This window comes from Ferrimonas pelagia (assembly GCF_039543565.1).
Taxonomy (GTDB): Bacteria; Pseudomonadota; Gammaproteobacteria; order Enterobacterales; family Shewanellaceae; genus Ferrimonas; species Ferrimonas pelagia.
In genome coordinates, this window is sequence record NZ_BAABJZ010000008.1 from 14,528 (window position 1) to 39,617 (window position 25,090).

Consider the following 25,090-nt stretch of genomic DNA (forward strand, 5'->3'; position numbering starts at 1 on the left):
CAAGATTTTCTTGCGTCGACAAGTAATTTATTTTCGCCGTCAACAACCCAAACCCTCCTCAGGCTCTCATTTCTTTTGCACACTTTGACATCGGCATCTGTAACGAGGAATGAAACTCGCCATTAAACTCGCCCACGCATAAGATTTATTAATCAAATAAACGCCCCGCTCCACCGGCAGAGCGGCGGCGAACTCTGCGTCATGTGATAAAGCGGCCCCCTGGCGAAACCCATGGCGATAAGGCGGAGGCGCTCAGGATCGAGGAAGATCCTCGGCGGCGGGCACAACAGGGAAGTCTTTGAGACTGAGACCAAGCACACGCACTGTGCGGGCTGACGATCCCCAAGGGAAATGCAAAAGGGCGTGCCATTGGCACGCCCTTTGTTCAATGAGGTAACTCTAAGTGCATTACTCGTCGATGCCGGTAATGTTGCCATCCTCATCGATGTCGATGTTCAGGTAACCAGGGCGATCAGACAAACCCGGCATGGTCATCACGTTGCCGGTCAAGGCATACACAAACCCCGCGCCTGCGCACAGACGTAAACCGCGCACAGGGACCGTGAATCCACTCGGTGCCCCTTTCAGCGCCGGATCGTGACTGATGGAGGCCGGGCTTTTCGCCATGCACACCGGCAGAGCGCCGTAACCTAAGGCTTCCAGCTTCTCGATGTCCGCCTGCGCCTGCGCAGACAGCTCAATGCCTTCACCGCCGTAACCCGCCTGGGCAATGGTGGTCAGCTTCGCTTCGATGGGCTGCTCAGCGTCGTACAGGAACTCAAACTGGGCTGGCTGCTCCAGTGCATTGAGCACCAACTCAGCCAATTCCGTCGCGCCGTCGCCGCCTTTGCCAAAGGCTTCGGACACGGCGACAGAGGCGCCCAGCACTTCCACTTTGGCCTTCAGCCACGCCAGCTCTTCGTCGGTGTCCTGTGGGAATCGATTCAATGCCACGACCACGGGTACGCCGTAGCGGTTGACGTTCTCGATGTGCCATTTCAGGTTGGCAAAGCCAGCCGCCAAGGCTTCGGTGTCCGGTGCAAAGATGCTGTCCGGCAGTTTCTGACCTGGACGCAGATCATACTTGCCCGAGTTGGCTTTCAGGCCTCGCAGGGTCGCCACCACCACCGCCGCATCCGGGGTTTTCCCCGCAGCGCGCGCCTTAATGTTACACGCCTTTTCAAAGCCCATATCGGAGCCAAAACCGCCTTCAGTGACGACAACATCGGCCAGACGCAGCGCCATGCGATCGGCGATGATGGAGGAGTTGCCGTGGGCGATGTTGGCAAACGGGCCCGCATGCACCAAAGTCGGCACGCCTTCCAGCGACTGCATCAAGGTCGGCTGCGCGGCATCGCGCAAGATGGCCGCCATCGCACCGGCCACACCAATGTCCTCCGCGGTCACCGGTTTGCCGTCGACGCTGTAAGCCAGCACCACACGACCGATCCGAGCGCGCAGATCCTTCAGATCTTTGGACAAGGCCAAGATCGCCATCAGCTCGGACGCCGCGGTGATATCAAAGCCGCTTTCGCGCTCAACGCCATTGGCGGTAGAGCCTTCTCGGTTGATGCCGATGGTGACGCGGCGCAGGGTGCGATCGTTCATATCGACCACGCGGCCCCAGACGATCTGGGCCGGATCGATCTGCAGATATGGCAAGCCGGTTTTGGCCGCAAAGCCTTCGCCCTGTTTCTGCTCGTGATACATGCGGGCATCGATCGCTGCCGCCGCCAGATTGTGAGCCGCCGTTACCGCGTGGATATCCCCGGTCAGGTGCAGGTTAAGCTCCTCCATCGGCGCCACTTGGCTATAACCGCCACCGGCCGCGCCACCTTTGACGCCAAACACCGGCCCCATGGAGGGCTGGCGAATACAGGCCATCACCTTCTGGCCCACCTTCTTCATTCCTTGCGACAGGCCGATGGTGGTCACGGTCTTACCTTCCCCTAACGGGGTCGGCGTAATGGCAGTAACCAGTACCAGTTTGCCGCGCTTGGCGTTATCCAGGCGCTTTAGCAAAGAAAACTTAACCTTAGCTTTGTTTTCGCCGTGCGGGATCAGCTCTTGCGCTTGGATCCCAGCGAGCTTGGCAATGTCAGAAATAGGCTGTAATTGAGTTTCTTGAGAGATAGTCAGATCGGATTTCATTATTATCGGGTTCCGTAAGGTACAAAGTGACTAAAATCGGCGCGGATTGTACCGCAATCTTGGCCGGAACCCTCGAAGAAATGTTCTAAAAACACACGGACGCCACACAAGTGCAACGCAGCTCTCGCAATTTACAATTGCACCGCGCAGTCCCGCTGTCTACGGTTGGCAACATCAAAATAGCTGTGCGAGATCTCCTATGTCTCTCGATCAACCTATCCAATTAACCCGCGCCACCGATCTGGCCGCGATGATCGCAGACACCTGTCAGCGCTACGCCGACAAACCGGCCTTCAGCACGCTGGGCTAGAGTCTGACCTTTGCCGAAGTCGAGCACCATAGCCGCGCCTTTGCTGCCTACCTGCAGCGTCATACCGTGCTGCAGCCGGGCGATCGCATCGCGATCTGCTTGCCGAATCTAATGCAGCTGCCGATCGCCGCCTTTGCCGCACTGCACGCCGGGTTGGTGCTGGTCAACACCAGTCCGCTTTATACCGCCACCGAAATGGCTCACCAATGGCGCGACAGCGGCGCCAAGGCGCTGGTGATCTACGCCGATCTAGCACCGATCGCCGCTCAAGCACTGCCGCAAACCGATATTGCACACGTGTTCACCACCAGCGCCATGGACTTCCATCAGTTGCAACCGGCCCATGACACCATCGCTGGGGCGCTGAGCCTGCCCGCCTGCTGGCAACAAGCCGAGCAAGAAGCACTGCAACTGCAACCGGTCAGCCTGACACCGGATCACCTCGCAGCGCTGCAATACACCGGCGGCACCACGGGGATCGCCAAGGGCGCCATGTTGAGCCACGCCAACCTGCTGGCCAATGCCCGTCAGGTGCTGGTGCGTCTCGGTGACAACTGCCGCGAGGGCCGCGACCTCTTCATCGTGCCGCTGCCGCTCTACCATATCTACGCCTTTACGGTGACCCGGATCACCTTCTTTGCCCGTGGCAGCCACAATGTACTGATCCCCAACCCGCGCGATCTGCCGGGCGTTATCGAGCAGATCAAACCGTTCCGCTTTACCGGCATGGCTGGCCTGAACACCCTGTTTGTTGGCCTGTGTCGACTCGAAGCCTTCCGCCAGCTGGATCTCTCCCAACTGCGCCTGACCATCTCCGGCGGCACCGCACTGACCTCCGCCGCTGCCGATATCTGGCAGCGCACCACAGGCTGTACCATCTCGGAAGGCTACGGATTATCCGAGACCTCGCCGGTGGTGTGCCTCAATCCGATCCGTCAGGAGCAGTTAGGCACCATCGGTCTGCCGCTGATCGAAACCGAGCTGAAGCTGATCGACGACAACGGCAATACCGCGCGGCACGAAGGTGAACTCTGTGTCCGCGGGCCGCAGGTGATGCAGGGCTACTGGCACAACCCGGAAGAGACGGCGCAGGTGCTCGACCAAGACGGCTGGCTGCGGACCGGCGATATCGCCACAGCGGCGAAAAGGTGGTGGCCTATCTGGTGACCGAGCAGGAGATGGATATACCGATGATGAAGCAGTTTTGCCGCGACCGCTTGGCCGGCTTCAGCTGCCGCGCAAGTTCGTCCGCATGGAGCAATTGCCAAAGTCGGCCGTCGGTAAGATCCTGCGCCGCGCGCTGCGCTGATCCCCCAAAAATGCAAAGGGGCCCGCCTTGTGCGGGCCCCTCTTATTTATCAGCACAACCCAAACCGTTCTGTGCGCCGTGGCGGCAGCAACGCTGACTCAGGCTTGCAAACAACAAAGGCCGCCCGAAGGCGGCCTTTGACGTTACAACGAGATCCGGCTTACAAACCGCCTCCCAATGCATCATCGTTGAGATTGACGTCTTCCAGCTCGCTGTCAGTCCAGATAGTGACCGTCTCGCCGTCGTCATTGGTGAACTGATAGCCTTGCAGGCTGTCGACGTCGATCCCCTCCGACTCATACTTGGCCAGCAGCTCGGCATCCATCTCACTGCTGTCGAGCGTGCTGGTGTAGCTCCAATCCGCGCCCTCCAGATCGATCGACTCGGCACCGGTCAGCAGGAAGACATCCTCCATCGCATCGTCACTGTTGTCGTTGAGCAAAATGCCATCGCCATCGGATTCCGCCAGGATCTTCTCCAGCGAGATCTTCACTGACGTGGCGTCAACCCCATCGTCGATGATCAGCGCTTCCACACCGCTAACGCTGCCACCGGTCATGTCGATAATGCCATCGCCCTGCGGCCCAGCCGTCAGGACATCGAACCCTTCACCGCCACGAACGTCGGTATCATTGGCATCAAACACCAAGATATCATCGCCCTCACCGCCGAACAGTTGATCGATCCCACTGCCGCCGTCGAGCGTATCGTCGCCCGCACCGCCGAGCAGAAGATCGTCGCCACTGCCGCCATCCAGATGATCATTGCCGGTTTCACCCTGCAGTTGATCCACGCCGCTGCCGCCATACAGCTTATCGCTGCCTTCGCCGCCCTGAAGCAGGTCATCCTGATTACCGCCATCGAGCAGATCATCCCCCTCACCGCCAAACAGCATGTCGTTGCCACTGCTGCCATAAAGCTTGTCGTTACCGGCTTCCCCGCTCATTTCGTCATTACCGCTCTGACCATACAGCTTGTCATCACCGCTGCCACCAAGCAGTTGGTCGTCACCCGTGCCCCCTTTGAGGGTATCAGCGCCTTCGCCGCCAAGCAGCAGATCGTCGCCCTTACCGCCGTCCAGTACGTCGTTACCAGCGTCGCCTTGCAACTGATCGTTGCCGTCACCGCCGTAGAGCTTATCGGCGCCTTCGCCCCCTTGCAGCAGATCCTGTCCCGACTCGCCATACAAGGTGTCATTACCGACACCGCCCTGCAGGAGATCGTCTCCCGAGCCGCCGTAAAGGGTGTCGTTGCCCTCGCCGCCATACAGTTCATCATTGCCAGCCCCCGCGCTGAGCGTGTCATTGCCCGCGCCGCCGAACAGTTGATCATGACCGCCACCCGCCGTCAGGGTGTCGTTGCCCTCGCCGCCGTCCAACACGTCATTGCCGTCACCAGAGGTCAATACGTCGTCCCCAGTACCGCCAAACAGTTGATTCTGGCCGCCGCTAGCGATCAAAGTATCGTTACCCTCGCCGCCATACAGCGCATCATCACCGGCACCAGACTCCAATCGGTCCGCGCCCGTCCCGCCTTGCAACAGATCGTTACCGGCTCCGGCCACCAAGGTGTCATTACCGGCGCCGCCGACAAGGGTATTGTTACCGTCGCCTGCATTCAGGGTATCGTCACCATCACCACCATCAAGATCGTCATCGCCGCCTCCGGCGATCAATTCATCATGACCGGCGCCGCCGATAAGGGTGTTGTTGCCGTTTCCGCCCAGCAGGCGATCATCACCATCACCACCATCTAAGCTGTCATTGCCTTCACCGCCCTCCAGCAGATCGGCACCGCTGCCGCCACTAAGCACATCATGACCCGCGCCAGCGATCAGGTGATCATCCCCGGCGCCACCATCCAAGGTATCGTCACCGCTGCCACCATCAATAAAATCAGCACCCTCACCGCCACTGAGGCTGTCGTTACCGGTTTCGCCGAGCAGCACGTCATCCCCTTGACCGCCGATCAAGGTATCGCTGCCCGTACCACCGAGGATCAGATCAGCACCATCGCCGCCACTGAGGTGATCACTGCCGTCACCGCCGAAGATCTCATCATCGCCTTCGCCACCATCTACTGTATCCGCGCCAGTGCCACCGAAGATCTTGTCGTTGCCAGCACCGCCGAGCAGGGTATTGGTGCCGGCTTCGCCGTAGATCACATCGTCGCCTTCGCCGCCGTCTACTGTGTCGGCGCCATCGCCTGCATACAGTTCATCGCTGCCGGCACCGGCGCTGATGGTATCGTCTCCCTCACCACCGTAGAGCTTATCGTCGCTGTCGCCGGACACTAGGGTGTCATCTCCAGCACCGCCGTAGATCTCCGCTTGCCCCTCGGTATCGGTGATCGTATCTGCTCCCGCCCCGCCGAGCAGCACATCAACGCCAGCGCCACCGACGATGGTGTCCGCCCCGCTACCCCCTTGAATAAAGTCGTCACCTTCACCGCCATCCAGCGTGTTGACCCCGGACTCGGCAAAAATGGCATCGTTACCAGCACCACCAATGACGGTATCATCGCCAGAGCCAGCGTAGATGGTATCGTCACCGCCGCCCGCGTCGATCTGATCGTTGCCAGCGCCACCGGAGATCAGATCCCCCACCGCGCCGCCGGTGATGGTGTCGTTGCCGTCACCCCCATGCAATTCACTGTATTCCTCGCCGCCATACAGGGTGTCGTCGCCAGCGCCGCCGTCGAGGACGTCTACACCTTCGCCCCCTAGCAACACATCATCACCGCTGCCTCCGGACAAGATATCGTCGCCGCTGCCGCCTTCAAGCCGGTCATTGCCGCCCCCGCCGAGGATCACGTCGTCGCCCTCCTGGCCCAGCAGCAGATCGTCACCCTCACCGCCATCGAGGGTGTCGTTTCCGACACCGCCTTCGATCCGATCAGCCCCTTCGCCACCATAAAGCGCGTCTGCGCCTTCGCCGCCGAGGATGGTGTCGTCGTTGCTACCGCCATATATAGTGTCGTCACCCAACCCACCATCAAGCAGGTTGCTACCGGAGGCTGCATGGATGGTGTCACTGCCCGCGCCGCCCAGAACCGTGTCATCACCAGAGCCTGCGTAGATCTCATCATCACCGCCGCCCGCATCGATCATATCGTTGCCCGCGCCGCCGGAGATCAGATCCCCCACCGCCCCGCCGGTAATGGTGTCGTTGCCCTCACCACCATGTAGCTCGCTGCGCTCGTCACCCGCCGACAAGGTATCGTCACCGGCGCCACCGACCAGCACATCTTCCCCTAAGCCACCTTCGAGCACATCATCGCCAGCGCCACCGACCAGGACATCATCACCGCTGCCGCCGCGGATCACATCATTGCCGTCACCGCCGTCGAGGTAATCGTCGCCTTCGCCGCCCTCGAGCTGATCGTTGCCGCCTTCACCGAAGATCACATCGTTACCGGCGCCAGCAACAATGCTGTCATCACCGTCACCCGCAAAGACCGTGTCATTGCCCGTGCCCGCATCGATCAGATCGGCACCTTCACCGCCCTCGATGTAATCATCACCCTCACCGCCTATCAGGGTATCGGCACCTTCCCCACCAAACAGCGCGTCATTACCTTCGCCCCCCTCAAGGGTGTCATCGCCACGGTTGCCAAACACCACGTCATCACCGGAGCCCGCGATGACTGTGTCATCACCCTCTCCAGCAAACACCTCATCATGGCCATCACCCGCATCTATAACGTCATTGCCGCCTTCAGCAAAGATCACATCATTGCCTTCACCGGCCAAGATCTGATCCTGCCCCTCACCGGCATAGATCAGATCATCGCCCGTGCCCGCGTCGATGTAGTCGTCGCCGATCCCCGCTGCGATCAGATCATTGCCGCTACCGGCGGTAAGCGTGTCATCGCCCTCATTGCCATGCAGTTCATCGTCGCCGCTACCGCCGTCGATCACATCATGTCCGGTGCCACCGAACAGCTGATCGTTACCCGCGCCACCAACCAAACGATCGTCGCCATCGTCACCAGTGAGGATGTCATCCCCCTCACCGCCGCTGAGCTGATCATCCCCGTCGCCGCCATACAATCCATCATTGCCCGCGCCACCGTCGAGCACGTCCGCTCCGGCTTCCCCGACCAGCACATCATTACCACTGCCGCCATCGAGCGTGTCCTGCCCCTCACCGCCAAGCAAGGTATCGTGACCGTCCCCGCCGGTAAGCGCATCGTTGCCGGCACCGCCGCCGAGCAGATCATCCCCGGCACCACCGCTAAGTACATCGTCGCCGTCTTCGCCCCACAACTCATCGTTGCCTTCGCCGCCCTCGAGCCGATCTACCCCAGTGCCACCGACCAGAACGTCAGCGCCCGCGCCGCCCACGAGCAGATCGTCGCCTTCATCGCCGACCAAAACGTCATCGCCGTCGCCGCCTTGCAAGTCATCGCTGCCGCTGCCGCCGATCAGCAGATCGTTACCATCCCCGCCTAACAAGATATCGTCGCCCGCCTCACCAAACAGCTGATCGTCGCCATCATCGCCTTTGAGCCAATCATTGCCTTCGGCGCCGAGCAGCACATCCGCGCCGCTGCCGCCCACCAATTCATCGTTGCCCTGGCCGCCCATCAGCACATCGTTATCGCCGCCGCCCTGCAAGACGTCGTCGCCTTCATCGCCCATCAGCACGTCGGCGCCTTCGCCGCCTTCCAGCAGATCATCCCCCTTACCGCCAAGCAGCACATCGTCGCCCGCCTGACCCCGCAGGGTATCGCTGCCATCATCACCGATCAGGGTGTCGTTCCCCGCGCCACCGTGCAGGGTGTCGTCCCCCAACTCCCCCATCAGCAGATCGTCCCCAAGCCCACCAGCAAGGAAATCATTGCCATCACCACCTAGCAGTTCATCGTGGCCGCCGTCACCATAGAGCGCATCGTTGCCGTTGCCGCCCAGCAAGGTATCGTTACCAGCGCCGCCTTCGATCATGTCATCGTTGCCGCCGCCATCGAGGAAGTCATCGCCGGCACCGCCCGAAATGCTATCCATGCCCTGCTGACCATAAATGGTGTCGTCACCCTCACCGCCGGACAGCGTGTCATCCCACTCACCGCCGCCACTGATCACCAAAGACTCAACCGACACTTCATCGCCGTTGCTGACCGACAGCTCAAACAGCAACTCGCCATCTTCTGGCATATCTTCGGGATCGATCTCGATGCGGATCTGACTGATGTCCGCCCCCACCGCCAGCGGCTCACTTTCAAACAGGATGTTGCCTTCGCTATCGCGGATCACCAGCCTCAATTCGGCATCTTCAGCCGGGGCTGTTCGAATAGAGACATTGAACTGATTTTGCACACTGCCGTTTTCATCGCGCACATTCACCGCGGTGGTATTGCTCGCGCCCGGGCTGAGGCTTCCCGGTGCGCTGTCCCCCGATTGGTTGCTGTACTCTGTCGCCGCCGACCAGCTGTCATCACTGTCGTTGTCCCCATCTCCGGGGGGCTGGCTACCGCCGCCGGCATCGCCGAGGATCACATCATCACCGCCGCCACCGATCACCGTGTCTGAGCCATCATTGCCCTCAACATAATCGTCATCATCATTGGCGATCACCACATCATCCCCCGCCAGCGCATCGATCACATCTTCTTCGGTGGTGCCAATGATCAGATCATCTTGTTCAGTTCCAGACATTGGGTGTCTCCTTATCAAATCAGATTAAATTTCTCGTAATGCGCCGCGGGATCGGGCCATCAGTGGGTCAAGCAAATAGCGCAGCAAGGTCGATTCTTGCAGCTGTATAAACACGTCCACCGGCATACCAGGGGACAATTTTTGTTGGGCCAACCGGTCAAACTGCGCCGGAGCCAAGGTCACTTTGAAGCGATAGCCGGTGCGCTCCCCCATCACGGTCGGATCCGCATCCACATGCATCACCGTCCCTTCCAGTGGCGCAATATCCTGTCCATCCAAAGCGCGAAAGTGCACCTGAGTGATCAGCCCGGGCCAAACGTTATCGATGTCCGTCACCGGTAACAGTCCCTCGACCACCAACTCCGGACGATGAGGCACCAAACGCAGCAGGACCTCACCGGGCCAGATCTGATCCGTCGCCACCGCCTGCGCCCGCAGTCCGGCGATCACACCATCGTTGTTGGCGTAGATCTGGCCGGCGCGGTACTTCGCCACCATGTTCTGATGGCTCAGCGTCGCCTCGGTTAACTCGGCCTGGATCTGCGCCAATCGGCTGTCCAAAGCCAAACGAAATTCGTTGCGACTGCGAGCCAACTGACTTTGCAAAGCGAGAATGTCCGCTGCCAGCGCATCGCGTTTTGCAACGATCTCACCGATGGCGCCTACCAACTCGGCATTGGAGCGACGGATGGACAGCATCTGCATTCGAGCCAGATACGCTTGCTGCTCCAGCGTCTCGGCGATCTCAACCTCTTCATCTGAAATCACTTTTCTGGCAACCAAGCTCTCTTGACGGATCTCCAAAGCGAGTAACTGATTGCGTCGACTGGACAGCTTCTGCGCCAACTCTTGCTCAATCAATTGTTGGTTTTGCAACTGCTGTGCCATCAGCGTGTATTGTTGCTTTCGGATCGCCTGGGGCACATCAACACTGGCGAGCTGCTCCCCCTCTCCCGTAGTCAGGGTTTGCGCGATCCGAGCCTGCTCCGCCTGCAACTGCCAGATCCGCTCCTGCCAGCGATCCATCTCCGCTTCAACTCGATGATCGGTGATCTCCATCAGCAGCTGGCCCCGCTCCACCGATTCGCCGTCGGCCACGTGCACCGCCTTGATCCAGCCCCCTTCCCGGTGGGCAACCACCTGCGCATTGGCGCCCACCACCAGTGCTGCTGGCACCACAGTGCCGGACTTAAGCGGCGTCAACCCAGACCACAGCAAGAAACCGCCAAAGCCGAGCCCGATCACCCATAACGCCCGTTTCAGCCAAACCTGTGGCGCCAACTCAAACGCCGAACGTGCCCCGCTCATACTACCTCCTTGGCCACAGCCGCCGCGGTCACCGCCTCAGTCTGCGCGGCGATCGCCGCCTGCGTTTGCCGCTGCAACATCTCATCCGTCGGCCCCGCCTGCGCTATCCCGCCGTTCTTCAGCGCAATGATCCAATCCGACTGCGCCAGCAACATCGGCGCGTGCGTCACCATCACCACAGTGATCTCAGCGTTCTTGCAATACTGCAGTACTTTCACCAAGGCCCGCTCGCCTTGCGGATCCAAATTGGCCGCCGGCTCATCCAACAACAACAGTTGTGGACTGCCGTAGATCGCCCGCGCCAGCGCTATCCGCTGGCGCTGCCCGACCGACAACCGCATGCCGCTGTCGCCTATCTTGGTTTCGTAACCGTTTGGTAGCTTGGTCACCAGACTGTGTACCCCGGTCAGCTGCGCCGCCGACAGCACCAGATCGTCATTGGCCTCGCCAAAGCGCCCGATGTTTTGCGCCACCGTGCCGTTGATCAGCTCCAGCTCCTGCGGCACATACCCCATATACTGACCCAGGCTCTCGGGATCCCACTGATTGAGCGAAGCCCCGTCGATGCGGATCTCACCCGCCGAGGGCTGATCCATCCCCAACAGCAGTTTAAGCAGGGTCGACTTGCCTTCGCCGCTGCCGCCCAAAACCGCCAGACACTTACCCGCGGCAAGACGAAAGCCGATCTTCTTAAGCAAAGGGAGCTTTTCCCCCGGAGGGATATAGGAGAGATTGTTAACCAACAGCTCGCCTTTGGGGCGCGGCAGCGGCAGTGGGGTTTGCTGCGCATCCAACACCGCGCCGTACTCCAACAAACGGTGGTAGCTGTGGTAGACACCAACCCAGTGGCGCCATTGGGTGACGGCCGGCTCGATCGGAGCAAAGAAACGACCACTGAGCATGGAGGCGGCGATCACGCTGCCCGGCCCGATCGCCTGCTGCAGCACCAGGTAGATCCCCAGGCCCAGCAAGCCGATCTGGATCCCTTGGCGCAGCAAGCGCCCCAACCCTGACAACAAACTAATGCGACTGGCTAGGCGCCAGTTCAACGCCACCTGCTCGCCGTTGCGCTCCCGCCACAACAAACTCAGGCTCGGCCCCATCCCCATAGAGCGGATCACCGGGCTGCGCTTGAGGTAATCCGTCAGCCGCTGCTGGCCCTCATCGCTGTAACTGGCCGTTTCCGCCATCAAGGGCCGCGACAGACGATAGGTCAGCGCGGAGATCCCGATCAGGATCAGCGCCCCCAGCACGCACACCAAGGCAAAACTTGGATGCAATAGATACAACACCGCGATAAAGAGCGGCGTCCAAGGCAATTCAAGCGCCGAGGTACTGGCGGGACTGAGGAAAAAGGTTCGCAGCTCGGCCAGATCGTTCAGGCCATGGCGGCTGATCCGGCCTAGCCGTGCGCTGTCGTCGATGGCGCTGAGCAGGAGAGGCGGGGTCAGCTCGAAATCCAGCTTCAATCCGGTCTGCTGCAACAACTGCCCGCGAGCGAAATCCAACACACTTTGGATCAACAACAAGAACGCGGCGATGGCCATCAACGCCGCCAGCGTGGCGCCGCTTTGGCTGATCATCACGCGATTAAACAGTTGCAGGGTGTAGATCGGCACGGTCAACAGCAGCAAGCTGGTGAATAAGCTCAATGCGGTGGCAGCCAACAGATAGTGCCTGCCCTGCAGTAAGGTACTGCAAAATGCCCCTCGGGCCATCGTGACGCTCCTTGTCACTGTGCGGATATAGCTAAAGATTAGACGAGAACCATCGCTTTGCGCCCTTTCTGCAGCGTCATTCTCAGCTCGCACCTCGCCCGGCAGAGCCCCAGCTCACGGGCTGTCAGCTCCCCTGACAGTCCGCAAAGCTGTAGCGACAGCCTGACAGTCACATTGACGCCAATTCAACCGAACAAGCGATCAGCGATTGCAGCGCCTGCCGGCTTGCCTTACCTTGATATGCACTTTTGAAATGACTTATACCATTTAGCTATTAGCCCCGAGCCTGACGCTAAATGACGGAGAGCCCCATGCAAACGGAACTGTATCTGGACTGCAACGCCACCACGCCAGTCCTGCCCGCCATCGCCGAGGCGGTTATGACCGCCCTCTCGCTCGAGTTTGGCAATCCCAGCAGCTCACACATGACCGGGGTCCGCGCCAAAGCCCGGATGGAGCACACCCGCAGCCTCGCCCGTCAGGTGATGGGCGCGAGCAGCGGCCAGGTGATCTTCACCAGCGGCGCCACCGAAGGCATTCAGATGGCGGTGATCTCCGCCCTGCAAGCGGCCAAACACCAACCCATGCCAGAACAGCCCCTGCTGCTCTATGGCGCCACCGAACACAAAGCCGTGCCCAATACCCTGACACACTGGGCGCAGCTGTTTGAGATCAAGGCCGAGGTGCGCGCCATCCCGGTGGATCAGCGTGGCCGACTGGATCTGGACTTTCTGGCCGAGCACGCGGGCCGCGCCCTGATGATCTGCACCATGGCGGTCAATAACGAAACCGGCTGCTATCAAGATCTCAAAGCCATAGAAGCGACGATCCGCGCCCACAACCCCAGCGTCCCCTGGATGGTCGATTGCGTGCAGGCGCTCGGAAAGCTAGAGCTCGAACTGGCCAATACCAGCATCGACTATGCCCCCTTCAGCGGCCATAAGCTGTACGCGCCGAAAGGGATCGGCTGGCTGTATGTACGCAAAGGCCAACCCCTAACCCCGGTGATCGCCGGCGGCGGTCAGGAATCCGGCCAACGCAGTGGCACCGAAAACGGCACCGGCATTGCCGCACTGCAGGCGTTGTTCGAGATGATGCTGCAACCGGACGGACCGCTGGCCAGCCACACGCTGCAGCTTGGCTACCGTCAGCGCCTGATCGACACGCTCCAGCGTGCCTTCCCCACGCTGGTGTTTAATCAGGATCATGCCGTCAGCGTCCCCACCACACTGAACTTCTCCGTGCCCGGGTTTAGCAGCAAAGAGCTGATGGATCTGTTCGATGCGGCGGGCATTCGAGTCAGCTCCGGCTCCGCCTGCTCCTCCAAAGTCACCCGCAGCTTTGTGCTCGATGCCATGGGGCTGCCCGCTTGGCAAAGCGAGTCCGCCATCCGGCTGTCATTTGGCCCGGCGCTGCAAGCCGACGAGCTGGACACCATCTGTCAGCGCATCAACACCGCCGTCGCCGCGCTGGCCACCAGCTGCCTGCTCGACAGCGGCACGGACGAAGACAAGTTTGGCCTCAAAGGGCTGATCCAATTCAAAGTGGAAGGCAGCTGTTGCTGGCTGTATGTCGATCCCGCCACCGATCACTGTGTGGTGATCGATCCGCTCGACAGCCTGAACGAGCGATTGGAGCGCCTGATCCGCTGCCAGGATCTCACCCCCATCGCCATACTCGACACCCACGGCCATGCCGATCACGCCTCCAGCGGCACCGCACTGCGCGCAGCACTGCTCGATCAGATCCCGGCGCAATACCACGCCGTGGATTCCTTGGGCTGGCCACAAGCGGCAACCGAGAAGCACACCCTGCACGATCACAGCCAGCACCCAACGCTGACACTGGGGCAACGCCGCGTGCTCCGCGCTCCGCTGCCGGGCCACACCGACGACTCCGTCGCCCTGTTACTGACCCGCGATCAATCCGCCAGCCCAAGTACCCCAGAGAATATCGAGTTCGCCTTTTGCGGCGACACCATCTTGGCCGGCACCCTCGGCCGCACCAACTTCAGCAACAGCCAACCGGCCGCGCTGTATCACAGCCTGCAGCGGCTGCACCGCTGGCTCGGCCCGGACACCCTCTTGTGCCCCGCCCACGATTATCAACATCGACTGGCCACCTCCCTCGCTGCCGAGCTAAGGCTGAATGGCCTGCTGGCCCAGGTATGTCAGCACACACTATCGCAAGACGCCTTTGTTACCGCCAAAGCCGAGCTCGACGCGCAACTAACCGATCGACCCGGCACCGAGTTGCTGTGTGGCGCCTTTCAAGGCGATGGCACCCCAAGCCAGGCCAATGAGATCGATCATCTCGAGCTGGAGCACTGGCGCGCACAAGGCAAGACCATGACCCTGCTCGATATCCGCGAGCCCCACGAATTTGCCCTCAGCCCTGAGCCAGAGGCGATCAACATCCCTCTGTCGCGACTGATGGATCGCGTCGCCGAGCTACGCCAGTTGCGCAAACCGCTGGTGCTGATCTGCCGCAGTGGTAGCCGTAGCCTGCTGGCGTCACAAAGCCTGCGCCGATTAGGCCTAGATGGGATCACCCATGTCGCCGGCGGCTACGCCCTGAGCTAACCGCATCCGATCTTCTGCGCAAATGCACAGCGGCGCCCAGTGGGCGCCGCTGTGCATTTGAGGTGTTCTCTTTAGTTATCCGATCCAGGCTTAGGCAAACGGACCACCAAGGTGCCGGCCATTTTATCGTGCCAGCCCTGCTTTTTAGGGTCCCAGCCCATCCACAACATGCCAATAAACAATGGCAGTGTGGCGGCGTAATACCCCAGATAACGCACCATCATCTGCTTCGCCGTGGGTTTGCCGCCAGTGGTGGCATCGACGATCTTCAGCCGCAGGATGGCCTTGCCGGGCGTGGTAGAACGCTGGATCCATAAGATGATGATGGCGATCGCGGGCAGCAGGTAAGAGAGAATAGGGCCTGCGCGTCCCAGTAGCTGAAACTCGGCGCCAAAGAACAGCGAAAAAGCCGGGATCAACACCATCATGATCAGCAGGGTGTCGATAAAGCCCGCCAAAAAGCGCAGCCAGAAGCCACCATAGTTAGGTTCCATATCTCATCCCGTGGTCAACGTAAGCCTTTACTATAGTCGGCCCTACCGGGCAACTCAGCTTATTGACTGCGCACCACCAGCGTTCCTGCCAACTTGTCGTGCCAGCCCTGCTTACGCGCGTCCCAGCCCACCCAGAACAAGCCCAACATCAGCGGCAAGGTCGAGACGTAGTAACCCAGGTAGCGCACGATCAACTGTCCGGTACGGGGCTGGCCACCGGTCTTGGCATCGACGATCTTAAGCTTCAGCAACATCTTGCCCGGCGTCGCGCTGCGATAGATCCAAAACAGGATCACCACCACGGCAGGCAGCAAGTAATTGAGCAGCAGATCCCCAAGGGAGAATTGCACCGGTGGGGTGATCAGATATTCGGTGCCAAAAAACAGGCTCAGCAGCGGAGCGAGCAACAGCACCATCAACACCGAGTCGATCAATGCCGCGCCAACCCGTATCCAAAAGCCGCCATAACGTGACCTATCCATCCTACGCTCCCAAAGCCAGACTCTTGCCACACTATAGCTGCTGACTTGGCGCTAAGACGACAAAAGCCCCGCAGCAAGGCTGCGGGGCTTGGGCAAAAACGCGAGTCGTCAGGCTTAATCGCAGAAGGACTTTTGCGCCGCCACCCGAGAGGCGATCTGATCCGCCACGTACATCACGGTCGCCGGTGGACGTTGGCCCATCAGCTCATGCGCCATGTACTTCATGTACGGGTCGAAGTGGGCAAACATCTTCTTGTAGCCATCACACAGATGGTTCTGCATCGAGCCATCGGGATTCGGGTGAACACGGTGTTTCGGACAGCCGCCATTACAGGCAAAGCGCCAGTCACAGGCGGCACAAATGCGGCCCACACGGGCTTTGTGCTGACCAAACTTCTCCTGCTTCTTCTGCTCGACCATCTTGGGTAGCTTGTCGTCCACCACATTACCCAGGCGGTATTCCGGATAAACATAGTGGTCACAGCTGAACACGTCACCATTACGCTCGATCACCAGCGCCTGGCCACACTCCTTGCGATGGATGCACAGCGGCGGCTCTTCACCGGCCCACGCCGCCAGCGCGTTATCAAACGCCTGCACGAAGATCCGGCCCACATCTTTGCGTACCCACTCATCGAAGATGGCGATCATAAAGTCACCGAACAGATCGCCATTGGCTGAGAACGGGGTCAGTTCTTTCTTCGACTCCAGCTGAGGCACGATCAGCATCGGGTTCTCCACATCGACCTGGATCTGCTCGACGATGGGGATGAACTGCATAAAGGTGGAGCCGATCTCCTTGAGGAAGTTATACACCTCAAGCGGGTGATGGATATTGCGCTCGTTCAGCGTGGTCAGGGTGTTGAACTCAACCCCGTGCTTCTTCATGCACTCAATCGCTTTCATCACCCGGCTGAAGGTGCCCTTTCCGGATTTGGTCACCCGGTAGTGATCGTGCATCTCCTCGGGGCCATCGATGGACAGGCCAACCAGGATCTTGTTTTCCGCTAGGAATTGGCACCATTCATCGTTGAGCAGCAGGCCGTTGGTCTGCAGCGCATTGGTGATCTCTTTTCCGTTGGCAAATTTCTGCTGGTACTTAAGCGCCTGCTTAAAGAAATCGAGGCCCGCCATGGTCGGCTCGCCGCCCTGCCAGGCGAACTCGATGCTCGGCATCATCTCGTTGGCGGCGATGTAGTTCTTCACGTAGGCGCGCAACACCTCATCGCTCATGCCGATAAAAGACTTTTCCTGCTTTTTTGGACGCGCCTTACCGGCTTTGAAAAAGCGCTCCTTCTCCAAGTAGAAGCAGTAATCGCAATCGATATTACATTCAAAGCTGGTGGGCTTCGCCATCAGGTGAAAGGGCTTTTTCATTTTTCGTTTCTCAAGACTTAGGGAACCACCGCCCAGTTTGGGCAGTGACGCAGTGTATTCGGTTTACTCAGTGAATGGGCGTTTCAGTTCACAAAAACTCACCCGACCCCCCCTGGTACGGTAACGCTACCGGCGTTCAAAGATAGAGATCACACCCGCCAGCGACAACCGCCTTTGCAGGGCTTTACGCTACCGGCTTGCGCCGCTTTACGTCCAGCGAATTATTTTCAATTTGCTCCGAAAGAAACGCCGTAAGCGCCCACAATTATGCCAACCAACCTTGAATGCTGGCGAAAGAAGATGAATACCCCTTGAGCAAACCGACCGTCGGTCGGTATTGTGTCTCGAGTCCATCGCAAAGGAGGCGTCATGAGCCAAAGTCGCGCCCGCACCAACAAACCCGCCAGCGAGCGCCGAGCGGAGATCCTGGATCACGCCCAGCGCCTGTTTCTGCAGCAAGGCTATGACTGCACCTCAGTCAACGATCTTATCCAGGCCCTGGGCCTCTCCAAGGGCGCCTTCTATCACCATTTCGAATCCAAACAGGCGGTGCTGGAAGCCCTGACGGATCGCATGCTCGCCGGCTATGAGCCGACTATGTGCGCCCTGTTGGACGATCCCGGCCTCTCGGCGCTGGAGAAATGGCAGCGCCTGATGAGCAGTAGCAACCAATGGAAGCTTGAGCACAAAGAAGCGCTGCTGATGCAGCTGAGCGCCATGCACAACTCCGCCAACCTGCTGCTCAAAACCAGCCTGACCAACAAAAGCCGGGCGATCGGCGTGCCGCTGTTTTCCCGTCTGCTAGCGCAAGGCGTGGCGGAGGGCTGTTTCGAGCTGGCGGATCCGGCGCAAACCGCCCATTTCCTCTTTGCCCTGATGGATGCCCAATCGGATCAGCTGACGCAGTATCTCTTGTACCCGGAACGGTTTGATGATCCCGCCGGGGCCTCCTTCGCGCTGCTGTGTGCCAGCCAGCAGGCCATTGAGCGCCTGTTGGCGGCACCGGTTGGCAGTCTGCCCCTGATCGATCGCGATGCCATCGACGCCTGGTTTAATTAAGGAAGACCCACAATGAAGCCCTTACTCTCACTCTTTCTCTCCCTGGCCCTGCTGCCCACCCTGTGTGGCGCCGAGCCCCTCAGCGCGTCGGAGATCGTCACCCGATCCGATCAACAAATGCGCGGCGAGTCCAGCTACACCGAGCTGACCATGAACATCATCCGCCCGGACTGGACCCGCACCATGACCATGAAAAGCTGGACCAAGGGGCTGGATCTCTCCCTGGTGCTGGTTACCGCGCCGGCCAAAGACAAGGGCAGTGCCTCCCTCAAGCGCCACCGGGAGATGTGGAGTTGGCTGCCCAGCATCGAGCGGGTGATCAAGATCGCCCCCTCCATGCTCGGCCAGTCCTGGATGGGCTCGGACTTTACCAATGATGATCTGATCAACCAGTCCTCCATCGTGGTGGACTATGACCACCAACTCGTCGAACAGGCCCCGTTTGACGGCGATCTCAGTTATGTCATCGACGCCATCGCCAAGCCCGATGCGCCGGTGGTATGGAGCAAGGTGCGGATGTGGATCTCCAAAGAGACCTTCCTCCAGCGCCAGGTGGAGTTTTACGACGAGTTTGACGATCTCATCAACGTGCTGCGCACCTACGACGTACAAACCCTGGGCGGACGACAATTGGCCACGCGGATGGAGATGATCCCCGCCGACAAGCCCGGCCATAAGACCGAGATGATCACCCACGCCGCCCAGTTTGACTTTGCCATCGGCGACGACTTCTTCTCCCAAAGCCAGATGAAGGCACTGCGTGACTGACGCTAAGGACTGCGTATGCTAATCAAACTGGCCTGGCGTAACCTCTGGCGGCAGAAGCGGCGCACCTTGCTGACCGCCGCCGCCCTCGCCCTCGCCCTGATCCTGTCGTTGATGATGCGCAGCATCCAGGAGGGCAGCTACGCCAATAACATCGACAATGCGGCCCGCTTCGCCACCGGACTGATCCAGATCCAGCACCCGGAGTTTGGTGACAGCCACAGCATCGACGATCTCGTCCCCATGGGTGCCGACTTCATCGCCCCGGCGGCCGCCCTGCCCCAGATCAGTCATCGACTGCCCCGGCTCAGATCCTTTGCCCTGGCCGCCGGCGACAACAGCTCCAAGGGCGCCCTGGTGATGGCGGGCGTTCCCAGCGCCGAGCAAGATTACGCCAAACTGACAGACAAGCTGGTCGCTGGCGAGTACCTCAACGACGACGACGATCAGGTGCTGTTGGGCGAGGGCCTGGCCCGCTTCCTCGAGCTGGACGTCGGTGATGAGCTGGTGCTCTACGGCCAGGGCTATCGCGGTCAGACCGCCGCCGGCCTCTACCGCATCAAGGGCCTGCTGCGCTTTCCCGTGCCCGGATTGGATAACCAGTTGGTCTACCTCCCCCTGCCCCTAGCGCAGCAGCTCTTCAGCACCGGCGAGCAGATCAGCGCCTGGGTGCTGCACACCGACCGCCTCAATCAGCTGGCCGAGACGGAGGCGGCATTGAGCGCCCTGTACCCAGAGCAAAGCGTGCGCGACTGGCAGGATCTGGCGCCGGAGATGGCCCAGCAGATCCTGATGGATAAGGCCGGTGGCCTATTCATGATGTACCTGCTCTATGGCGTCGTGGGCTTCGGCCTGTTCGCCACCCTGATGATGATGACCCTGGAGCGTCAGCGCGAGTTTGGCGTCATGCTGGCCACCGGCATGCTGCGCACCCGCCTGTTGCTGCTCATTGGCATCGAATCCCTGTTTATCGCCCTGCTCGGTACCGGGATCGGCCTGGCCATCATCACCCCGGTGCTGATCTACCTTAAACACAATCCCATTGCCCTCACCGGCGAGACCGCCGAGCTGATCCTGGAGATGGGCTGGGATCCCATCATGCCCGCCCTGGTTGAGCCCTGGCTGTTTATTGATCAGATCGCCATCGTGCTGGGCCTGCTCGCCCTGTGCCTGATCTATCCCCTGTGGCGCATTCACCGCATCACCCTGGTCGATGCCCTCAAAGGAGGCAGCCATGTCGGATAAGTTAAACCGGCCTGTACGCCGAACCTCACCGCTTGAACAAGGAGTTCACCATGTTGGTTAAACTGGCCTGGCGCAACCTCTGGCGCAACAAGCTGCGCACCGGGATCCTGCTCAGCGCCATCGTCTTCGGACTGGTGGGCGTGATCGCCATGATGGGCTTTATCACCGGCATGTACAGCAACATGATCCAAAACGGCATCGCCTGGCAAACCAGCCAGCTGCAGATCCACCACCCGCGCTACCTGGACGATCCCCGGCTTGAGGCCGTGCTGGATCAGCCCGATCCGCTGCTCAAAGCCCTGGCGCAAGAGCCGCGCATTGCCGCCCGCAGTGGCCGTTTCATCGCCGACGGCATGGTCGCCTCAGCCCGCGCGACCCGGGGCATTCAGATCAACGGCGTGAGCCCCGCCGATGAAACCGCCGTCACCCCCCTCGCCGAGGCGGTGATCCACGGCCAGTGGCTGGATGAGCAAGGCCGCAACCCGGTGCTGGTGTCGAGCAAGACCGCCGAGCGGCTCAAGCTGCAGATCGGCTCCAAGGTGGTGCTCACCTTTACCGACGTCGACGGCGATGTGGCCGGTGCCGCCTTCAGGGTACGGGGCATTTTCAAGACCCCCGCCAGCGGCTTCGACGACGGCAACCTGTTCGTCCGCCATAGCGACCTCACCGCCCTGGCCGGCCTAGAGGGGATCCATGAGATCGCCATCCGCCTGGTCGAGCAGGATCATCAGGAACTGGAGTTGCTTGATGACGTGCGCAGCGAGCTGCAAGCCTTGGCCGGCGACGTCAATCAGGTGCGGGACTGGCGCCAGATCCAGCCCATGCTCGCCTCCATTTTGGGCCAGATCGGCGTCAGCAACGCCATCATCCTCGGGATCTACGTCACCGCCATGGCCTTTGGCATCGTCAATATCCTGCTGATGTCGGTGTTCGAGCGCACCCGCGAGTTTGGCGTGCTGATGGCCGTCGGCATGCAAAAGCACAAGATCTTCGCCCTGCTGCTGCTCGAATCCGCCTGGCTCGGCATCGTCGGCGGCGGGCTTGGCCTGCTGATCGCCAGCGGCCTCATCGCCCTGCTGCAGCACACAGGGATCTCCCTGGGCGCCATGGCCGACGGCCTCGCCGCCTTCGGCGTCGACACCCTGTTCTACCCCGAAGTCAGCGCCAGTGATTACCGCCTGGTGTTCATCACCGTGGTGATCGCCAGCCTGTTCGCCGCGCTCTACCCGGCGCGCCAGATCCTCAAACAAACGCCGGTCTCGGCGATGGCCGAAAAGCATTAAGGAGCCGTGACTCATGAGTATTCACACCCAACAACTGAGCAAAACCTACAACCCGGACTCCGACTTCCCGGTGCAGGCCATCAAGCCCCTGGATCTCACCATAGAGCAGGGCGAATTCGTCGCCGTCATGGGCCCCTCCGGCTCAGGCAAGACCACCCTGCTCAACATGCTCGGCGGGATCGACCCCCCCAGCGGCGGCGCCGTGCTGATCGACGGGGAAGATCTGTGTCAGCTCGATCAGAAGGCACTGATCGCCTTTCGCCGCGATCACGTCGGCTTCATCTTCCAGGATTACAGCCTGCTGCCGGTGCTTACCGCCCTGGAAAATGTCGAGTTCGTGATGCAACTGCAGGGTCACAAAGAAGCCGAATGCCGCGCCCGGGCCGAGCAGCTGCTCACCGAGGTGGGGCTCAAAGATCAGATCCATAAGATCCCCGCCAAGCTCTCCGGCGGCCAGCAGCAGCGGGTCGCCGTGGCCCGGGCGCTGGCCCCCCGTCCCCGTTTCGTCATGGCCGATGAGCCCACCGCCAATCTGGATGCGCAAAGCACCAAAGAACTGCTCGACATCATGGAGCGGCTCAACCAGCAGGAGGGCACCACCTTCATCTTCTCCACCCATGATCCTCGGGTGATCACCCGGGCCAAGCGGGTGATCGTGTTCGAAGATGGTCAACTGACCGAGGATCGCCGCCAGCAGCCGGAGCACGCCGCATGAGAAAACGTGTCTCGGGGCTATCGGTGCTGTGCGGACTGGCGGTGCTGTCACTGCCCGCCTTCGCCAGTGCCGCCATCCCCGGCCTGGCCCCGGAAAAGGCGTGGGATCTGGGCGGTTACGTCAAGTACATGGCCACCGCCACCCTACCCGACGAGGGCGGCTCTGCGCTGGATCACCTGGTGCATCAACGCTTCAACTTCGAATACCGTTTCAGTGACACGCTGCGCGTCAACCTGGCCATGCGCAACCGGGTATTGGCCGGCGACAGCGCCGAGCAGTCCGGCTACGGCGATCTGGTGGGGCTGGATCCCGGCTACTGGGACTTAACCCACAACTGGCTCGATAAAACCGGCGTGATCGGCACCAGCAGTTTCGATCGCGCCTACCTCGACTATCGCTTCGGTGGTGACAACAAGGATTGGCAACTGCGCCTGGGCCGCTCGCGGATCAACTGGGGCATGGCTACCCTGTTCAACCCCAACGATCTGTTCAACAGCTACTCCATTTTTGATTTCGACTACGAAGAGCGTCCCGGTGCCGATGCGCTGATCCTCAGTCGCAAACTCGGCTTCGCCAGCCAGATCGATCTCGTCTACAACCCGGCCAAAGAGAGTCAACTGGACAGCTACGCCGGACGTTACCTGTTCAACCTCAGCGGCTGGGACGGCCAGGTACTGGCCGGCAAGTCTCACCTGGATCATGTATTTGGTTTTGGCTTCGCTGGCGATCTCAGCGGTGCGGGCGTACGAGGTGAGATCACCCACTTCGAGCCGACCGAATCCCACTGGCCACAACAGACACCCGACGCATTGCCGCTGCAGCGCGCAACCGTTGCCACGCTGGAGAGCGACTACAGCTTCGGCGGACGCCGTAACTGGATGGGCCGGGCCGCGGCGCTCTACATCAGTCACCCACAACCCCCCGACAGTGCCCTGGCCTTCTTGAACCTGCCCCTGACCGCCCGTACCCTAAGCTTTACCCGCTGGACCGGCTACGGCGACATCGGTTTCGATATCACTCCACTGAGCCGCTTCACCCTGACCGCGACCGCCTATCAGGACGGTTCCTACTTTATCGGCGCCAACGCCAGCTATTCCCTCGCCAACGACTGGCAACTGCTGGGCGTGCTGCAGCGCTTTGACGGCCGCAATGACAGCCTGTTTGGCGACACCCCCTCGACTCTGCTCTTTGCGCAAGTGAAGTGGAGCTTCTGATCCCCTAAGTGATACATCCACCAACAAGCGAACCGGGGCATGATAGCGATCGTGCAGATCAGAGTTCCAACACTTGTTGGTTATCTCTAATGGTCTTGAACGGAGCGAGCTTTGAGCCGTAAGGCAGAGGAGCAGCAATGCTACCAGGAGGCTGAGGTACGGCCCCGTTTAGATTGAGTAAAAAGGCTTAGCCTCACCATCGCGAAGCTAGATTAATAATCACGGCCCCCTGTGAGCAAACTTCTCAAAAGCGGCCAGCCCTTGTCGGCAACACCGCCGACAAGGGCCCTCAAATCCGATTTATTGCCTTAATTCACGTGAGCACCCAAGGTACCGTGCTGCGACTTGATTACGTCCACCTCGCTTGGCAAGGTAAAGCCTCTCATCAGCGAGTCGAAGCAGCGCAGCAACGGAGTCAACCGGATCGTCCTGCATGCTGGCCAAACCGATACTGACCGTAAATGTCGGAGTAGGACTCTGAGCATCGCCATTGACCGCAGCCAATCCAGCCATCAAACGACCGACGAGCAGGTCCGCTTGGTGCTCTGAGGTGTTGCCCCACACCACAACAAACTCATCACCACCAAAGCGAGCGCAAAGATCACTGGGACGATTCGCCACCGTTTTAAGAAGGCGGCCAAACTCGATGAGGCAAGCATCCCCTATCTGATGACCATTGTGATCGTTAATCTCCTTAAACTTATCGATGTCGATCAAGGCGACCATCAAGGGCATCGACAAACGTGCACAACGATTCCACTCTTGTTGGATAAACTCATCGAAACAACGGCGATTGGCAACACCCGTCAACTCATCTTCTCTTGAGAGTTTAAGCACCTCAAACTCAGCCAATTTCCGCTGGGTGATGTTCTGATGCACCACCACCAAATACAACTTCTGCTGATAATGAAAAGGGCTGACCCGCATAATAAACCAACGATGCTCGGTCTCACTGTGGCAGGGGTACTCCATATAAAACACCGACCGCTTCAGCCCAATGACCTCTCGCAAGCCTTGCAAAGCCCGCTGGCCAAACTCATCGCCTTACGCTGCCGAATCCTCACAAGCCGCTAAGTAATTTTGCCCTAGCCACTCCCCCGGCTCAGGTCCATTATTCTCGGATGAAAATTGAGACCAGCTATGGTTGACCAGCACAATATCACCGTTGTTATTAAGCACAGTGACGTTGTCGACCATAGTGTCGATCATTCCCCGGTAAAACGCGGGGTCTAAATCCATGAGCACTCCTTGCTATCGTCCAATTCGCCACATTCCTTCGTCGCTTTGACCACCAGCGTTCATCGGCTGTCAGCATCAACATGACAGGCAGAGGTCGCTCACCAATTTTCAATGAAACCAAGGTCAAGCATAGGGCAAATATAGAATACTCAGAAATATTCTGGTGCAATATATGGGGTATTA

Annotated in this window: 17 protein-coding genes; 8 read left to right on the plus strand and 9 right to left on the minus strand. The window is 59.9% G+C overall.

Annotated features, from left to right (window positions below; translation table 11 throughout):
* Positions 1–408: 408 nt before the first annotated feature.
* Positions 409–2,151 carry a formate--tetrahydrofolate ligase gene (locus ABEA08_RS03780; protein ID WP_345333472.1) on the minus strand — a complete coding sequence of 581 codons (1,743 nt, stop codon included), beginning with the start codon at positions 2,149–2,151 and terminating at the stop codon, positions 409–411.
* A gap of 361 nt (positions 2,152–2,512) precedes the next feature.
* Here ABEA08_RS03780 and ABEA08_RS03785 point away from each other — a divergent pair, with 361 nt between their 5' ends.
* Positions 2,513–3,628 carry an AMP-binding protein gene (locus ABEA08_RS03785; protein ID WP_345333592.1) on the plus strand — a complete coding sequence of 372 codons (1,116 nt, stop codon included), beginning with the start codon at positions 2,513–2,515 and terminating at the stop codon, positions 3,626–3,628.
* Between the two features lie 302 nt (positions 3,629–3,930).
* On the opposite strand, the gene ABEA08_RS03790 is transcribed toward ABEA08_RS03785, so the two are convergent.
* From ABEA08_RS03790 to ABEA08_RS03800, 3 genes are read right to left on the minus strand one after another with little or no spacing between them, the layout of a single operon-like run.
* Entirely contained in the window at positions 3,931–9,426 is a 5,496-nt protein-coding gene (locus ABEA08_RS03790; protein WP_345333474.1) for a beta strand repeat-containing protein, read from the minus strand.
* Between the two features lie 24 nt (positions 9,427–9,450).
* Complete coding sequence (locus ABEA08_RS03795) at positions 9,451–10,734, minus strand: HlyD family type I secretion periplasmic adaptor subunit (RefSeq protein ID WP_345333476.1); 1,284 nt, start codon at positions 10,732–10,734, stop codon at positions 9,451–9,453.
* A complete protein-coding gene (locus ABEA08_RS03800) occupies positions 10,731–12,452 on the minus strand; it encodes a type I secretion system permease/ATPase (protein WP_345333478.1) in 1,722 nt (573 codons plus the stop codon). Before ABEA08_RS03800 ends, ABEA08_RS03795 begins: the two co-directional genes overlap by 4 nt.
* Positions 12,453–12,763: 311 nt before the next feature.
* Here ABEA08_RS03800 and ABEA08_RS03805 point away from each other — a divergent pair, with 311 nt between their 5' ends.
* Positions 12,764–15,034 (plus strand): aminotransferase class V-fold PLP-dependent enzyme, encoded by a 2,271-nt coding sequence (locus ABEA08_RS03805; protein ID WP_345333480.1) that lies wholly within the window; start codon positions 12,764–12,766, stop codon positions 15,032–15,034.
* A 71-nt stretch (positions 15,035–15,105) separates the two neighbouring features.
* Here the strand turns inward: ABEA08_RS03805 and ABEA08_RS03810 are convergent, their stop codons facing one another.
* The 3 genes from ABEA08_RS03810 to ABEA08_RS03820 all read right to left on the minus strand — a co-directional run bounded on the left by ABEA08_RS03810 (position 15,106) and on the right by ABEA08_RS03820 (position 17,387).
* Positions 15,106–15,528: an RDD family protein gene (locus ABEA08_RS03810; protein ID WP_345333482.1), complete on the minus strand. Its 423-nt coding sequence runs from the start codon at positions 15,526–15,528 to the stop codon at positions 15,106–15,108.
* A 59-nt stretch (positions 15,529–15,587) separates the two neighbouring features.
* Complete coding sequence (locus ABEA08_RS03815) at positions 15,588–16,010, minus strand: RDD family protein (protein ID WP_345333484.1); 423 nt, start codon at positions 16,008–16,010, stop codon at positions 15,588–15,590.
* A gap of 114 nt (positions 16,011–16,124) precedes the next feature.
* Positions 16,125–17,387: an anaerobic sulfatase maturase gene (locus ABEA08_RS03820; RefSeq protein ID WP_345333486.1), complete on the minus strand. Its 1,263-nt coding sequence runs from the start codon at positions 17,385–17,387 to the stop codon at positions 16,125–16,127.
* A 369-nt stretch (positions 17,388–17,756) separates the two neighbouring features.
* Between ABEA08_RS03820 and ABEA08_RS03825 the strand changes: the two genes are divergently transcribed.
* From ABEA08_RS03825 to ABEA08_RS03850, 6 genes are read left to right on the plus strand one after another with little or no spacing between them, the layout of a single operon-like run.
* The gene (locus ABEA08_RS03825; RefSeq protein WP_345333488.1) at positions 17,757–18,446 is read left to right on the plus strand and encodes a TetR/AcrR family transcriptional regulator; all 690 of its coding nucleotides are present in this window, start codon (positions 17,757–17,759) and stop codon (positions 18,444–18,446) included.
* A 12-nt stretch (positions 18,447–18,458) separates the two neighbouring features.
* Positions 18,459–19,214, plus strand: a complete 756-nt coding sequence (locus ABEA08_RS03830; RefSeq protein WP_345333490.1) for an outer membrane lipoprotein-sorting protein — start codon at positions 18,459–18,461, stop codon at positions 19,212–19,214.
* 15 nt (positions 19,215–19,229) lie between these two features.
* Positions 19,230–20,456 (plus strand): ABC transporter permease, encoded by a 1,227-nt coding sequence (locus ABEA08_RS03835; RefSeq protein ID WP_345333492.1) that lies wholly within the window; start codon positions 19,230–19,232, stop codon positions 20,454–20,456.
* 50 nt (positions 20,457–20,506) lie between these two features.
* Positions 20,507–21,739: an ABC transporter permease gene (locus ABEA08_RS03840; protein WP_345333494.1), complete on the plus strand. Its 1,233-nt coding sequence runs from the start codon at positions 20,507–20,509 to the stop codon at positions 21,737–21,739.
* A gap of 13 nt (positions 21,740–21,752) precedes the next feature.
* Positions 21,753–22,454, plus strand: a complete 702-nt coding sequence (locus ABEA08_RS03845) for an ABC transporter ATP-binding protein (RefSeq protein ID WP_345333496.1) — start codon at positions 21,753–21,755, stop codon at positions 22,452–22,454.
* Positions 22,451–23,668 (plus strand): hypothetical protein, encoded by a 1,218-nt coding sequence (locus ABEA08_RS03850; RefSeq protein ID WP_345333498.1) that lies wholly within the window; start codon positions 22,451–22,453, stop codon positions 23,666–23,668. The genes ABEA08_RS03845 and ABEA08_RS03850 overlap by 4 nt, the downstream gene beginning before the upstream one ends.
* A gap of 300 nt (positions 23,669–23,968) precedes the next feature.
* Here the strand turns inward: ABEA08_RS03850 and ABEA08_RS03855 are convergent, their stop codons facing one another.
* Positions 23,969–24,595 (minus strand): GGDEF domain-containing protein, encoded by a 627-nt coding sequence (locus ABEA08_RS03855; protein ID WP_345333500.1) that lies wholly within the window; start codon positions 24,593–24,595, stop codon positions 23,969–23,971.
* Positions 24,596–24,712: 117 nt separating this feature from the next.
* Positions 24,713–24,907, minus strand: coding sequence for a PAS domain-containing protein (locus ABEA08_RS03860; RefSeq protein ID WP_345333501.1), 195 nt, complete (start codon positions 24,905–24,907; stop codon positions 24,713–24,715).
* Between the last annotated feature and the right edge of the window lie 183 nt (positions 24,908–25,090).

Coding starts and splice junctions, on each gene's coding strand:
- ABEA08_RS03845 (WP_345333496.1), top strand. CDS start 21,753: ATGAGTATTCACACCCAACAACTGAGCAAAACCTACAACCCGGACTCC.
- ABEA08_RS03850 (WP_345333498.1), top strand. CDS start 22,451: ATGAGAAAACGTGTCTCGGGGCTATCGGTGCTGTGCGGACTGGCGGTG.
- ABEA08_RS03810 (WP_345333482.1), bottom strand. CDS start 15,528: ATGGAACCTAACTATGGTGGCTTCTGGCTGCGCTTTTTGGCGGGCTTT.
- ABEA08_RS03835 (WP_345333492.1), top strand. CDS start 19,230: ATGCTAATCAAACTGGCCTGGCGTAACCTCTGGCGGCAGAAGCGGCGC.
- ABEA08_RS03825 (WP_345333488.1), top strand. CDS start 17,757: ATGAGCCAAAGTCGCGCCCGCACCAACAAACCCGCCAGCGAGCGCCGA.
- ABEA08_RS03800 (WP_345333478.1), bottom strand. CDS start 12,452: ATGGCCCGAGGGGCATTTTGCAGTACCTTACTGCAGGGCAGGCACTAT.
- ABEA08_RS03830 (WP_345333490.1), top strand. CDS start 18,459: ATGAAGCCCTTACTCTCACTCTTTCTCTCCCTGGCCCTGCTGCCCACC.
- ABEA08_RS03795 (WP_345333476.1), bottom strand. CDS start 10,734: ATGAGCGGGGCACGTTCGGCGTTTGAGTTGGCGCCACAGGTTTGGCTG.
- ABEA08_RS03780 (WP_345333472.1), bottom strand. CDS start 2,151: ATGAAATCCGATCTGACTATCTCTCAAGAAACTCAATTACAGCCTATT.
- ABEA08_RS03815 (WP_345333484.1), bottom strand. CDS start 16,010: ATGGATAGGTCACGTTATGGCGGCTTTTGGATACGGGTTGGCGCGGCA.
- ABEA08_RS03820 (WP_345333486.1), bottom strand. CDS start 17,387: ATGAAAAAGCCCTTTCACCTGATGGCGAAGCCCACCAGCTTTGAATGT.
- ABEA08_RS03805 (WP_345333480.1), top strand. CDS start 12,764: ATGCAAACGGAACTGTATCTGGACTGCAACGCCACCACGCCAGTCCTG.
- ABEA08_RS03840 (WP_345333494.1), top strand. CDS start 20,507: ATGTTGGTTAAACTGGCCTGGCGCAACCTCTGGCGCAACAAGCTGCGC.
- ABEA08_RS03855 (WP_345333500.1), bottom strand. CDS start 24,595: ATGCGGGTCAGCCCTTTTCATTATCAGCAGAAGTTGTATTTGGTGGTG.
- ABEA08_RS03790 (WP_345333474.1), bottom strand. CDS start 9,426: ATGTCTGGAACTGAACAAGATGATCTGATCATTGGCACCACCGAAGAA.
- ABEA08_RS03860 (WP_345333501.1), bottom strand. CDS start 24,907: ATGGATTTAGACCCCGCGTTTTACCGGGGAATGATCGACACTATGGTC.